General features: G+C 54.3%; 14 protein-coding genes. 2 read left to right on the forward strand and 12 right to left on the reverse strand.

Annotated features, from left to right (window positions below; genetic code table 11):
• Positions 1-7: 7 nt before the first annotated feature.
• Positions 8-598 carry a signal peptidase I gene (gene lepB, locus ABC395_RS25730; protein ID WP_413006549.1) on the reverse strand — a complete coding sequence of 197 codons (591 nt, stop codon included), beginning with the start codon at positions 596-598 and terminating at the stop codon, positions 8-10.
• 333 nt (positions 599-931) lie between these two features.
• Between lepB and ABC395_RS25735 the strand changes: the two genes are divergently transcribed.
• Together ABC395_RS25735 and ABC395_RS25740 are read left to right on the forward strand one after the other, a co-directional pair.
• On the forward strand, positions 932-1,519 hold the full coding sequence (locus ABC395_RS25735) for a sigma-70 family RNA polymerase sigma factor (protein ID WP_413006550.1): 588 nt from the start codon (positions 932-934) through the stop codon (positions 1,517-1,519).
• Positions 1,497-2,276 carry a DUF4179 domain-containing protein gene (locus ABC395_RS25740; RefSeq protein WP_413006551.1) on the forward strand — a complete coding sequence of 260 codons (780 nt, stop codon included), beginning with the start codon at positions 1,497-1,499 and terminating at the stop codon, positions 2,274-2,276. Before ABC395_RS25735 ends, ABC395_RS25740 begins: the two co-directional genes overlap by 23 nt.
• A 288-nt stretch (positions 2,277-2,564) precedes the next feature.
• Here the strand turns inward: ABC395_RS25740 and ABC395_RS25745 are convergent, their stop codons facing one another.
• The 11 genes from ABC395_RS25745 to ABC395_RS25795 form a co-directional block, all read right to left on the reverse strand.
• The gene (locus tag ABC395_RS25745; RefSeq protein WP_413006552.1) at positions 2,565-4,046 is read right to left on the reverse strand and encodes a protein adenylyltransferase SelO; all 1,482 of its coding nucleotides are present in this window, start codon (positions 4,044-4,046) and stop codon (positions 2,565-2,567) included.
• A gap of 302 nt (positions 4,047-4,348) precedes the next feature.
• On the reverse strand, positions 4,349-4,900 hold the full coding sequence (locus ABC395_RS25750) for a stage II sporulation protein M (protein WP_413006553.1): 552 nt from the start codon (positions 4,898-4,900) through the stop codon (positions 4,349-4,351).
• A 91-nt stretch (positions 4,901-4,991) separates the two neighbouring features.
• Positions 4,992-5,159, reverse strand: coding sequence for a hypothetical protein (locus ABC395_RS25755; protein WP_413006554.1), 168 nt, complete (start codon positions 5,157-5,159; stop codon positions 4,992-4,994).
• Positions 5,160-5,376: 217 nt separating this feature from the next.
• The gene (locus ABC395_RS25760; protein WP_413006555.1) at positions 5,377-7,296 is read right to left on the reverse strand and encodes an FtsX-like permease family protein; all 1,920 of its coding nucleotides are present in this window, start codon (positions 7,294-7,296) and stop codon (positions 5,377-5,379) included.
• Positions 7,271-8,041: an ABC transporter ATP-binding protein gene (locus tag ABC395_RS25765; protein ID WP_413006806.1), complete on the reverse strand. Its 771-nt coding sequence runs from the start codon at positions 8,039-8,041 to the stop codon at positions 7,271-7,273. The genes ABC395_RS25760 and ABC395_RS25765 overlap by 26 nt, the downstream gene beginning before the upstream one ends.
• Before the next feature lie 145 nt (positions 8,042-8,186).
• On the reverse strand, positions 8,187-9,179 hold the full coding sequence (locus ABC395_RS25770) for a HAMP domain-containing histidine kinase (RefSeq protein ID WP_413006556.1): 993 nt from the start codon (positions 9,177-9,179) through the stop codon (positions 8,187-8,189).
• A complete protein-coding gene (locus tag ABC395_RS25775; RefSeq protein ID WP_413006557.1) occupies positions 9,176-9,877 on the reverse strand; it encodes a response regulator transcription factor in 702 nt (233 codons plus the stop codon). The genes ABC395_RS25770 and ABC395_RS25775 overlap by 4 nt, the downstream gene beginning before the upstream one ends.
• 153 nt (positions 9,878-10,030) lie before the next feature.
• Positions 10,031-10,519: a pyridoxamine 5'-phosphate oxidase family protein gene (locus ABC395_RS25780; RefSeq protein WP_413006558.1), complete on the reverse strand. Its 489-nt coding sequence runs from the start codon at positions 10,517-10,519 to the stop codon at positions 10,031-10,033.
• Between the two features lie 307 nt (positions 10,520-10,826).
• Positions 10,827-11,267 (reverse strand): SRPBCC family protein, encoded by a 441-nt coding sequence (locus tag ABC395_RS25785; protein ID WP_413006559.1) that lies wholly within the window; start codon positions 11,265-11,267, stop codon positions 10,827-10,829.
• 2 nt (positions 11,268-11,269) lie between these two features.
• On the reverse strand, positions 11,270-11,713 hold the full coding sequence (locus tag ABC395_RS25790) for an SRPBCC family protein (protein WP_413006560.1): 444 nt from the start codon (positions 11,711-11,713) through the stop codon (positions 11,270-11,272).
• Positions 11,710-12,216: a MerR family transcriptional regulator gene (locus ABC395_RS25795; protein WP_413006561.1), complete on the reverse strand. Its 507-nt coding sequence runs from the start codon at positions 12,214-12,216 to the stop codon at positions 11,710-11,712. The genes ABC395_RS25790 and ABC395_RS25795 overlap by 4 nt, the downstream gene beginning before the upstream one ends.
• Positions 12,217-12,387: the final 171 nt, after the last annotated feature.

Below are 12,387 nucleotides of genomic sequence, written 5' to 3' on the forward strand. Positions count from 1 at the left end.
CCGGCAGTCAAGGATTGCCGCATGCGGTGCAGACTCCGATTACCTTGCCCTTTATATCTTGCAAAGACAAGCTGCGAAAGGTGGAGGCTCCGCTTCTGGACCAATCATCGCCGATGATGAACACTTCGTCACCGCCCACCGTAATCTCGTTGACCTGCTTCTTAAAAATTTCATCGGTCAGATTTTGTTTGGCCGGCTCTTCCATGTCACTGGTTTGAAACGCTTTATCATCATGGCCCCGGACATGAGCCGCCCCGTAAAATGCAGCAAGCTTGGCCCCGTTAATATATATTTGTCCGTTCTTTATCTTTATTTTCTCATTCGGAAGCGCGACCACCCTGGATACGCTGCGATCTCCATAGTATACGATGTCCCCTCTTGCCACGGCCCGGTTTTTATAATAGGCGGTATCTACCGCCACATTCTTCTCCAGCTCATGCTGACCGCGGTCCATCGCGTCACTCAGCGGGTTCACGATTGTGCCGCTTCCCTCAGATACTTCTGCAATGGACTCCTCCGTAACTTTGTCCTCTATCGTCTTTTCGGAACAAGCGGCAAGCGAACCCAGCAGAAGGCCTGCCAAAAGCCATTGTTTCATGGTTTATCCTCCTCCGCATGAAATTATCTATTGTTTATTCGCACATTTATCCCATATGTTTCTCCTCCTATGCAAAAAAGCGGTGAGCCGGCATAGATAAACAATCGTTCCTTGGCGTATCCCGGCATACACCGCAGCCGCCGCTTCTTTCCTTCCCTTGTTACCCCCTAACCTTTTCCGCCCCCGTTCGTCCTACTATCCGTGGAAGCAAATCGCCGCGAGGCGTATCCGCCTGACTTTTTTACCCCTTTCGCAAAATTTTTTTGAAAAACAGTGAACCTTTTCGGTCCGGAGAGCCAATCTCTCATGTATACAAGTTCAGGGGGCCCTCGAATGAATGATGAACAGCTCGAACATTGGCTCGACCAGCTGGCGGCCGGGGATCAGGAAGCGATGGAAGAAATTTATCGCATGACCCGGCGCAAAGTTTACGGAACCGTCGCCGTGCTCGTTACCAATAAAGAAGACGTCAACGATATCGTGAGTGAAATTTATTACCAGCTGTGGCGCTCATTGCCCGGCTACGACCGCAGCCGTCCTTTCCATTTCTGGCTGAACGGAATTGTCATCCGGCAGGTGAGCACTTGGCGCCGGCAGATCTGGAGGCGATTCCGTCTGACCGACAAAACTTCTCGTCTGAGCGAAGAGCCGCATGTGGAAACGCCGGATGAAGCTCTGGCCGGCAACGAACTCCGGCAGGATGTGCGGGATGCCATTAATCGGCTGCCCTATAAACTCAGGGTGGTCATTATATACCGCTACTTCTACGAGTATACGTACGACGAAATTGCCGAATTGCTGGCGATTCCGTCCGGCACGGTAAAATCCAGAGTTCATCTGGCTTTGAAGCAGCTGCGAACCAAATTCGACACTCAATTGGACGAGGAGGCTTATCCAAATGTCTATTCCGGAAAACATTAAAGAAACACTGAAAGATCAAATCGAAAACGTTGAAATTCCGCAGGAAGTGGACCGGCGTGTCCGCCAATCCTTCCTCGAATTTCATAAAAAAAAGGAGTCCAAACCCATGAAAAAAAGACTTGTCGCCTTCAGTATCGCCGCCGCTATCCTTGTTCCTACGAGTGTATTCGCTTCCCTGGGCGGAACATCTTACTTCTTTAAAGACTCGGCCAACATCAACCAGGTGGTCAACGAAGGCACCAAACGCGCCCTTTCCGAAGGCTTGTCGGTTCCGATGAACGAGAAAATTACCGACCAGGGCATTACCGTCCAATTCTCCGAAGTATACGTAGAGGATAGCAAAGTGCTCGTCCACTATAAGATTACCGGGAAAGACGGGAAGCTCGTGCCTTACGAATTCGATACCCGCGGCCTGAACGTTCTTTCTGACGGTAAGAAGAACGGCAAGCAGGTCGAGAATCCGACCTATCAGGAGAAAGGATTGGAAGGTTTTTCAGTCCTCAGCTTTATCGGCTCAGGCAAAAAGGACCGGCTTCCGTTCATCTTGACGGACGCGGCCGGAAAAGAAATCAACACGGGCATCGCCGAAAAAGATCAGCCGGAGGGCGTGCTTGCTTTCGTCACAAACGCCAAACTGCCTGAGTCTATCCGCCTGGACGTGAATATCGACCGCATCGGCGCCACCAAAGGCAGCTGGAAAGCGCAGTTCACGATTGATCAGAGCAAAGCCAAGCAAGCTTCCGAGAAAGCACATTGAGTGCGGCAGATAAAAATTGGGAGAATATGAATCCGGAAAAAGACGCCGGCGGCCCGGCGTCTTTTTGATAGGTGCTTTACATTCCCCGTCCCGCGGGAATTCGTGAGCCCCCGGAGTCAGATTCTTAGGCTTACGACGATTCAGGCACGGGTCTTAAGGGACGCGGCGATCCTCTGCCGGTGAGGCGGCATACAAAAAGCACCGTTCGGATGAACGGTGCTTTTTGCGGCCCCATAGGGCGGATTGTTCGGCAAAGGATGAAGGGAATAAACCCCATCCCTTCTGTGGTCACGTCCCGCAGAACGTCCGGTACGGACTGCCGCAAGCCTCCGGCAGCGTGGAGTAAGCGGCCTGTTCGGGAGTGTGCGCGAAGGGGTGCGCCAGAACAGCGAGCAGCCTTTCCATCACGCTGTAATCTCCCTCTTCCACCGCGGCTTCCAGCGCCTCTTCCACCCGGTGGTTGCGGGGGATTACGGCAGGATTGCTGCTCCGCATCAGCTCATGCGAGGAGGCTTCGGATTCCGGCTGCCTGCCCCGTCTGGCCTGCCACAGCTCACGCCACCGGGTAAACTCCTCAGCCCGGGACAAGGCCGTATCCTCCGGTTTGCCGAAAGTTAGGGCAAGGAACGTGTTGGTATAGTCAGCCCCCTGCTTCCGCATCAAACCGAGGAGGTCTTCTATGAGGGACTCGTCTCCCTCCTCCTCGTTAAAGAGGCCGAGCTTTGCTCTCATGCCGGCCAGGTAGCTCCGGTTAAACAACACGCCGAAATTCGCGATCTCCTCCTCGGCCAGTTTGATGGCCTGCTCCTGATCGGCATGAATCAGCGGCAGAAGGGTTTCGGCCAGCCGGGCAAGGTTCCAGGCTCCGATGTGCGGCTGGTTGCCGTAGGCGTAGCGTCCGTACGTGTCGATGGAGCTGAACACCGTCTCGGGGTCGTAAGCGTCCATGAAGGCGCAGGGCCCGTAGTCGATGGTCTCTCCGCTGAGGGTCATGTTGTCCGTGTTCATCACGCCGTGGATAAAACCGACAAGCTGCCACTTGGCAATAAGCGTGGCCTGGCGCTTGATCACTTCCTGAAGCAGCGAGAGATAACGGTTTCCGCCAGCGGCGGCGGCTGCTTCGGGGTAGTGCCTCTGCAGGGTGTAGTCGGCCAGCGCCTGCAGGTCCCCGGCAGAGCCCCACTTGGCGGCGAACTGGAAGGTTCCGACGCGCAGATGGCTCGCCGCCACGCGGGTCAGAACGGCGCCGGGCAGCTCCGTTTCGCGGTACACGGGCTCGCCCGTGGTCACTACGGCCAGGCTGCGCGTTGTGGGAATGCCGAGCCCGTGCATGGCCTCACTGATGATGTACTCGCGCAGCATCGGCCCTAAAGCCGCCCGGCCGTCGCCCCGGCGGGAATACGGGGTCCGGCCCGGCCCCTTGAGCTGGATGTCCAGCCGCCCGCCCGCGGGAGTGAGCTGCTCTCCGAGCAGTACGGCACGGCCGTCGCCCAGCATCGTAAAATGCCCGAACTGATGCCCGGCGTATGCTTGAGCCAGCGGCTCAGCGCCTTCGGGAATCCGGTTGCCGGCGAATACCTCCGTCCCCTCCTTGCTTTGCAGCGCGCGGCCGTTCAATCCCAAAGCTGACGCCAGCGCATCGTTGAAAACGACTATATCCGGTGATGCCACCGGTGCCGGATTCGTTTTGGTGAAAAAGATGTCCGGCAGACGGGCATAACTATTGTCGAAGTTCCAACCGGTTTCCGGTCCTGCTATTTTATCCGTCATCTTGTCTCCTTCTGTTATCGTTAAATTTTATAAACCTATATTACCCTTCCCATATACGAATCACTCGAAGCCGCCTATCAGTGAAAATGAGCCTTCTATGTAAACCTCTATGCCTGACGGGGATGAACGCGGATCCGTGTCGTACCCCTGAACCCGCCTTTCGCTCGTTCGCTCGTTAGGGGCTTTCCTCATTATTCTCTTATCCCGAACAAAATTTCAAATTTTTTTTAGACAGAGAGAGCTTAATGACTCTGATAAACCAAGCCATAAGCTCTGTTTGGCTGCCTTGCTGTTCCGCAGGTTCATCGGATCCAGTTCATAAGGGCCGGCGTTACGTTCGCTTCAACCAGGCTGGCCGCAATCAACAGCACCGCTGCGACGGCAAAAAGTTTGGCGCTCTCCAAAGCTTCTTTCTTCCAGCTTATCGTCAGCTTGAGTTGAACCGCCCGGGCAAACAGGCCCAAAGGTCTCAATCCGATAGCCCCTGCAAGCAGCAGAGCGGGAATCTCCAGAATCGCGTGCGGAAGCAGACCGGCCAAGATAACCGGCCAAGAATGCACGGCGGTGGACAAGACGATGACAAAGCCGATCATAAGACCGTTGAACAGGAGCAGCAGAACCGTCGGGATAGACAGCAGAATTCCGCTGGCCGCAACGATAAAAGCCGTTCCTATATTATTGGCCGCAAGCGCGTACCACACGGTATCCCCGGCGGGACGGTAGTACGTGGCGGGATCAACGTTTACCTGGCTGCCCAGCGAAAGACCAAGAATAAGCCCGACAAATAAAAGCGTCCCCGAAAGGAGAAGCCGTTTCTTCTCTTGTTTCCAAACCCGGATCAACTTGGATTTCACCCTTAATCTCCCCAATCCTCGTGATGTCCTTGCATGGCTGACGGTTAAGGGAAAAAGTGTATCTGCCACGCAGATACACTTTTTCGGTGACTTACAGAGCGATAGCCGTGTCGATCAGACCCAGGTTGATCAGCGTGAGAAGAAGCTGACGCACCGGTTCCAGCTGCGGAGGAAGAGTACCCGAGGAGATCAGAGCTTCAATGATTTGAGTGGCGATCGAAAGGTCAACACCGAGAATTTGCGTGACTTCCATGAACATGTTCAGCACCACCTTTCCCTCTAAGATAGTGCTACTCTATGAAACTACCTTTGAAAAGGTTCTAAATTTGAGCAGAGTGTCCGGGAGATTCGGGACAGGCAGCCGGAAAAGTCTATACATTCAGCGGAGAGAAAGGTGTCTGTTCTCCCTTTCGATATCCTCAGAGGGATTTTTTCCTGCAAAAAAAAGCCCCGCATAACGCGGAGCCGTCTGATTCTCATCCGTTCTTCGGATACATGTGCTGCAAATAACGCCAACGGATAAGGAAAAAATAACTGATCTGAATTCCGATGAAGGATAAGAAAATGAGCACGGAATTCATCCAGACGGAGAAATCCACGAGCTGCTGCAGAGCGATGAACGCTACACCGCTGTGCACGAGCGCAAGCACGATCGGCAGAAAGAACATGAGCAGCAGCTGTCTCGTTACGATCCTCCGCAGCTCCTTGTTCAACAGGCCCATTTTCGCGATCATCCGGTACTGTTCCCGATCCCGCTCCATGTCGGCATACAACCGGAAGTACAGGAGGCTGGCGGCGAAGGTGAAAAATACGACGCCTACCATCGCGCTAATAATGAATAAGAGTCCGTTGGTCTGCTTATCGGCCAGCCAATCCAGCACCAGCGCATTGAATTCGAAGCGGTCGCGATCGTCCTTGCCGATCTTGTCTGCCAACACGCTTGCGACATTCCGGGTATTCTCCCAATCGGCCACATAGAAAAAATTAAAATGGAGCTGCGTGCCTTCAATTTCGGGCACGGTTTCAAACATTCGGTCGGACACGACAACGGTATAGTGGCCGTCCGGCAGAATGACCGTCGGCACGTACTGCTTTACCGTTACGTTCTTTTGCCAGGTTTCACTTATTGCGAGGTCAACGGAGTCAGGCACGGTTTCCTTCTTCTCTTTGATCTGAGTAGCCAGAAAGAGGCTCCCCGGCAGAAGCAGGCTTTCCCCGTCCGCCAGTTCCTCCGTATCGCGCAGCCCCAAAGTTTTGGCCAGGGCGTTAAATTCGCTTTGCTTGACGAGGACCAGGCGTCCCCACAGCCGCTTGGCATGGACCGCGTTCAAATCATAAGCGAAACCGTGGTCACCCAGTTGCTTTTGAATCTCTGAAATAACTTCCTCTTCGTTTTGAACGCTTTGATCCGTTTTGTAAGTAAAGGCATAGGGATTCTCCATCTCTTTCAGCCCGGGGTGATTCGTCGCCAGCACCGTGCCGATTCCGGTAAAGGCAATCGCCGACACGATCGTGATCATGAAAAACATCGTCGCATTATCCTTCATCCGATACGCCAGCTGTGACAAAACGAGCAGATTCGTTCCTTTGAAGAACACACGGTCCTTCCGTTTTAAGCTCCGGAGCGCGTACACGCTGAGCTGCGTGAACAGGAAGTACGTGCCGGCGACGACGAGGCCCACACCGGCGAAAAGCAGCCAGAACGAGTGAAAGTACCCGTTCACGTAAATCATCACCGTGGCATATCCGGCCAGGATCAGGACGATTGCCAGCACCGACAGCAGCCGCGAGGGCTTAGGCTCGGGCTTCGGTTTTTCATCCGACCGGAATAAATCCGCCAGGCGGCCGGCCTTCACTATCCGGGAAGTGAACAGCGCGACAAGGCCAAACAGCAGAACAAAGGCGGCCGCGGTTACGACAATGGCCAGCACCGGCACGTAGAAGGTCAAGCCTGCCTTGATGACGAGCAGCTTGGCAATGCCGAGCAGAATCATCTTCGTGAAAACAAGCCCCACAATGATGCCCGCTGCAATCGACGCTCCCCCGATAAGCAAGTTCTCCATGAAAACGAGACGGCGCAGCTGCCGCGGGGACATGCCGTGCATCATCAGAATGCCGAATTCCCGCTTGCGGGTTTGCAAGAAAGTGCCGGCCGAGTACAGGCAGAAGAAAAACGAAAAAATGAAGAGAATCACTTGCGAAACACGCATGCCGCTCGTTGCCAATGCACTGATCGTTCTGCTCGTCGTTCTCAGCTCTCCCTGCAGATCGGGATGAAACAGCAGCAGGGCATAGACGAAAAAAACAAGGACGGAAAACGAGCTGCTTAAGAAATGCGCCAGGTAAATCCGTTTGTTCCGAACGACGTTATTAAACGCGAACTGCCGGAAAGTCATGTCTGTAGCCTCCTAGCAGCGAGAGGGCATGGATAATTTTCTGGTAAAAGACCTCACGGTTCCCTCCCTGCGTGATCTCGTTATGAAATTTGCCGTCTTTAATAAACACCACACGGTCGCAGTAGCTCGCCGCCATCGCATCGTGCGTGACGAGCATCATCGTCGCTTCCTGGCGTTTGTTCATCGTCGTCAGCAGCTCCATGACGTCGCGTGCGGACTTCGAATCGAGATTGCCTGTCGGCTCGTCGGCGAGCACCAGCTTCGGCGAATGGATCAACGCACGCGCGATAGCCGTACGCTGAGCCTGCCCGCCGGAAATCTCATAGGTCCGCTTGTCCAGGACCGTCGTAATGCCCAGCTGCTCCGCAATCGGCTCCAGCAGGCTTTTCATCTGATCCAGCGCGACCCCGTCGAGTGTAAGCGGGAGTAAAATATTTTCCTTCACGGTCAGCGTAGGCAGCAAATTAAACGATTGAAAAATAAAGCCCAGCCTGCGTCTGCGAAAAAGCGCCAGCTCGTCCGCGTTCATCCGGTGCGGATGATTGCCGTCCACGCAAACTTCGCCCGACGTCGGTTCGTCGATGGTCGATACCAGATTGAGCAGCGTCGTTTTGCCGCTTCCCGAAGGACCCATGATCCCGACGAATTCTCCCTTCTCAATCGTCAGGTTAATATCCGACAACGCCTCGAACGGCATTTTTTCGTTATAAATCTTGCACAAGTTTGTCACTTTCAAAATGTCCAAGCCCGTCACGTCCCTTCTTGCTTCTAGCATACCCCAGGCAATCCGCCGCTCCTATACCGCTGCATTACGCCAATCTTACAGGGTTGTAAGACTCCGGGAAAACTTTCATACCGGTCTATGTAAAAAGGCGAAGAGTGATCGCTCACTATTCGCCCCGTTCGGTCGCGTACGGAAAAATGATGCGGACGGTCGTCCCTTGGCCGATCTCCGATTCGATCTCCACCCGGTGATTCAGGCGGTCCGTCACTTCCTTCACCAAATACAGACCCATGCCTGTCGATTCTTTAAATTTCCGCCCGTTTTCGCCGGTAAAAAAGGGATCGAAAACCCGCTTCAAATCGGATGGCGGAATCCCCACGCCGCAATCCGTTACGCTCAGAATAACGGCTTTATCCTCCGCATGCGCTTGGAAGACAACCTTCGTCCGGCTGCCAGCCGAATAAGTAATGGCGTTCGAAATCAGCTGCTGGACGATGAACCGGAGCCATTTGGCGTCGCTCTCGACCGTGACGTTCTCGCCGATAAGAAGCTCCGGATGCACATAATGCCGGATAAACGACCGCCGGTTATCTTGAATCACTTCGTTGACCAGCTCTCTCAGCTGCACCCGGTAAATATGGAAGTCCTGGGCGAACGTTTCCCGCCGTGCCATATAAAGCACCATTTCGAGCCCGTGACGCAGCCGGTCGGACTCCTCCGCGATACTGGCAAACCGTTCGTCGTCCCCGTTCTGCGTGATGAGCTGGATAACCGATAGCGGGGTTTTCATCTGATGCACCCATTGATTCATGAATGTCAGGTGCTGCCGCTGTCTTTCCTCCCACACATGCTCCCGCTGTCTGCTCCTGCGGTACTGGGCATCCAGAATCTTCGTTAAAGACGCTGCAAGAGGCGCACGGTTTACCTTGAGTTCCCGCGGCAGGACGTCGCTCGGGCCGGAGACGTACCGGTAAAACGCCCGCAGCCGGACATAGCGGTAAACCAAATAACCGCACAGCACGCACAGGCCGAGAAACAGCGCGTACAAAGCGGTCCCCAGATGATTGTACCCGTCCAGCCAGCAGATCAGCAGGATGACCAGCATCTGTACCAGGCTGAACCCGACAAGCGGCACATGGTCCCGTACAAACAACCTCATCGTCCGGTTTCGTCCTTCCATGTGAGGTGCAGCCGGTACCCGACGCCGCGCAGCGTTTCGATGGCATCGTCGATGCCGAGCTCCGCCAGCTTCTTGCGCAGCCGCGTAACGTTAACGCTCAGCGCGTTATCATCGACATAGCTGTAATCGTCCCACAGCTTGTCGAGAATGGCCTCCCGGCTGGCGATCCGGGGACTGTGATGCATCAGCGTCTCCATCAGCAGCGATTCTTTGCGCGTCAAAAGCGCGGACCGCTCCTTCAGCCGCAGCTCCATCCGCTCGGGATACAGCAGCAGCCCGTCCCGCTCCACGATGCGCTCCTTCGTCGCATAATCGCCGTAGACGCGCCTGATTTGGCTGCGGATCTTGGCCATCACGATCTCGTAATGGAACGGCTTCGTGATATAATCGTCCGCCCCGCTCTCCAGGGCCAGCACCTGATCCATTTCCCCGCTGCGGGCGGAAATGAAAATAATCGGACATGTGGAGACCGTCCGGATTTGGCGGCACCAGTAGTAGCCGTCGTAGCTCGGCAGGTTGACGTCCAGCAGCACGACTTGCGGCACCTGGCTTTGAAATAATTCCATCACGCGCTGGAAATCATCCGCCACGATGGCTTCATCCCCGTACTTTTGAATGTGCGACTTCAACAATTCCGCTATTTTGGGATCGTCTTCGACGATCATGATTTTATTCATCCGGGAAAATCCCTCCCTTTTTCTGCAAATGCCTGGTCGTCACCTCCATTAAACCACAAAAAAGCGCGTGTCCCAATACGGGAAACGCGCGTTGAATGGAGGATATTCCTTTTTTTATTTAACATAATCGTTACAAATCATCTGCCGCCTATCCTAATTCAATTCGACCGTTTTATTTAGATCCGACTCGTCATTCTCTTTCCCCGTCAGTTTCTTGAACATATTCTTCACCAGCTTCATTCTGTTGCCGGCTTCCCAGTACTCGGCGGTTTCCGCTTTGATTTTAATCAGGACAAGATTCGGATCATCGCTCGAAACCCCGAAAAACTTCTCGTAAATGGGGCTCCAAAGCTCTTCCAGCTTGGCCCGGTCTTCTATCAGTTCCGCCTCGCCGCGGACGGATACATACGATTTGTCCACATAAGCGACGTTAACGCTCTTATTCTCAAGAAGCTCCCGGTAGACGCTCTTATCTTTCATCGTCATAAACCACAGGTCCCCGTCGAACTCCACTTCCTGAGTGCTCATCGGCCGGGAAACGAGCCCGTCGCTGCTTATGGTCGTGAGCATGGCGACGTCGATGTCTTTGATTAGATCCCGGACCTTCTCGACAGCTTCCTGATTCTTTTCATAAGTGCTCATTCTAACATCCCCTTCAAGTGTTTGTCGGTATACGAATGGAACCCGCCGAGAGGCTCCAGCCAAGTGCATAGTCTCTCTTTTATATAAACCAAACGGACAGACCGGCAAACGGAAACCCCCTAAAGTTCCTACGAAGCTTACTCTTTTAAGGTTTGAGTGCTCTTATAATCGCGTCCACCTCCGGCTCCTGGTAAATACAAAAAAACCGCCGCCACGGCCCGACAGGAGCGTGAACGGCGATAACTTTTAACTCATCACATAGGTTTCCATTCCGTAATTTGATACAGGCCGACTGCCTTTACAACAACTACCCGGCCAATTCCGCCAGCACCTCACCCAGCCTGTCAAGGTTCTGTTCATTGGCTTCCGCACAATAAGGCTTGGCCTCTTCGAACTCCTCTTTTACTTGGAAACGCTGGCGGAACGTAACCTTGGTGCGTCCATGCAGATCCTCGAAGGTTCCCGTTAACCGGAATTCGTGGCCGGATAAATGATCCAGCACAACCCGCTCCGGCGCCACGATCTCGACAAAGACGCTGCGGTTGGGGTAATCCGTGCCGTCCGGTCCGTGCATGGTGAGCGTCCACGTGCCGCCCGGCTTGATGTCACACTCGTGAAACGTATTCGTGAAGCCCTTCGGTCCCCACCACCGGGCTAACAGTTCGGGAGTTGTCCATGCCCGAAAAACAAGCTCCCGCGGTACAGCGTACTCACGCGTGGTAACGAGTTCGTTTTCACCGGCCGTCATGCTCATGCCTCCCCCTCCAGTGCTTTGCCCAGTGCGTCCAGCAGCGCATTTGTACCGTGTTCCCGCACCTCGGGCGTGTCGTGACCGTCAAAGAAGGCGCCCTGCTCCGTGAAAATAAGCTTCGTGCCGCCCTCCGTCTCCATCAGCTCGATCGTTGTGATCGAGACCGACATGCGCGCATCGCCCGAACCCAGGGTGTACGTATACACAATGCGCCGGTCCGGGACAAGTTCCTGATAGCTCGCATCGAAGGTAAAAACCGGGCCTTCCGGCGGCCCCCCGCTGCTGTACTCGCGTCCGCCGACCCGAAACTCGAAGATGTCCGGCTTCGAAAACCACTTGGCTTTGGCATCCGGGTCGGCCCAGGCGCGATACACCCGCTCCGGCGGTGCCGCATAAACCCTCTCGACGACGAAGGTCGCATGTTTGACGAATCGATCGTTCATTGTTTGTCCTCCTCAGGCTTCGGCGTTCCGTTCTCTCTTGCAAGGTAGTCTCCCAACCGGTCCAAATGTCGTTCCCAGCTCGTCTGCCGCTCAATGACAGGCTTCTCAAATCCCGTTTGCATCGCCTGCAGAAGGCCTGTGAAATCCTCTACCGTTACTTGCGCCCTTCCCTGCATAAGCTTGGATACATGTCCGAGCTGATCCAACAGCTTCTGCTGCCGCCTCATCTGCTCTTTGATCCGGTCTATCTGCAAATGGACGATCTCAAGCGGACTGATTTGCCCGCCGGTCAGGACCGAGCCGATCTCTTCGAGAGACAGCCCCAGCTCCTTAAGCGATAAAATCTGGTGAAGGCGCGCCAAGTCCGGCTCGCTGTAAAGCCTGTGGCCGGATTCCGTCTGGGCGGAGGGAGAGAACAAGCCGATTTGATCGTAATAACGCAGCGTACGTACGGTAAGACCCGTCAACTTGGCGAGGTCTCCCACTTTCCAATGCCTCTTCATGCATCATCTCCGCTTCATTAGCGCCAGCTGTATACCGGTAACTGTATTATAAAAGCTTACGCTGCGTAAGCTGCAAGCGAAATCACGATCACCTTCGGAATTTTTTTCAAAAGGAGCCTCCCGACTGATTTCAGTCAATGAAACGCTCCAAGACACCTGTAAATGAATCCG

It is taken from the genome of Paenibacillus canaveralius (genome assembly GCF_047238265.1).
Taxonomy (GTDB): domain Bacteria; phylum Bacillota; class Bacilli; order Paenibacillales; family NBRC-103111; genus Paenibacillus_F.

Excerpts from the sequence above, each read along its gene's own strand:
- lepB (WP_413006549.1), bottom strand. The coding sequence starts at position 598 with ATGAAACAATGGCTTTTGGCAGGCCTTCTGCTGGGTTCGCTTGCCGCT.
- ABC395_RS25735 (WP_413006550.1), top strand. The coding sequence starts at position 932 with ATGAATGATGAACAGCTCGAACATTGGCTCGACCAGCTGGCGGCCGGG.
- ABC395_RS25740 (WP_413006551.1), top strand. The coding sequence starts at position 1,497 with ATGTCTATTCCGGAAAACATTAAAGAAACACTGAAAGATCAAATCGAA.
- ABC395_RS25745 (WP_413006552.1), bottom strand. The coding sequence starts at position 4,046 with ATGACGGATAAAATAGCAGGACCGGAAACCGGTTGGAACTTCGACAAT.
- ABC395_RS25755 (WP_413006554.1), bottom strand. The coding sequence starts at position 5,159 with ATGTTCATGGAAGTCACGCAAATTCTCGGTGTTGACCTTTCGATCGCC.
- ABC395_RS25760 (WP_413006555.1), bottom strand. The coding sequence starts at position 7,296 with ATGACTTTCCGGCAGTTCGCGTTTAATAACGTCGTTCGGAACAAACGG.
- ABC395_RS25770 (WP_413006556.1), bottom strand. The coding sequence starts at position 9,179 with ATGAGGTTGTTTGTACGGGACCATGTGCCGCTTGTCGGGTTCAGCCTG.
- ABC395_RS25775 (WP_413006557.1), bottom strand. The coding sequence starts at position 9,877 with ATGAATAAAATCATGATCGTCGAAGACGATCCCAAAATAGCGGAATTG.
- ABC395_RS25780 (WP_413006558.1), bottom strand. The coding sequence starts at position 10,519 with ATGAGCACTTATGAAAAGAATCAGGAAGCTGTCGAGAAGGTCCGGGAT.
- ABC395_RS25785 (WP_413006559.1), bottom strand. The coding sequence starts at position 11,267 with ATGACGGCCGGTGAAAACGAACTCGTTACCACGCGTGAGTACGCTGTA.
- ABC395_RS25790 (WP_413006560.1), bottom strand. The coding sequence starts at position 11,713 with ATGAACGATCGATTCGTCAAACATGCGACCTTCGTCGTCGAGAGGGTT.
- ABC395_RS25795 (WP_413006561.1), bottom strand. The coding sequence starts at position 12,216 with ATGAAGAGGCATTGGAAAGTGGGAGACCTCGCCAAGTTGACGGGTCTT.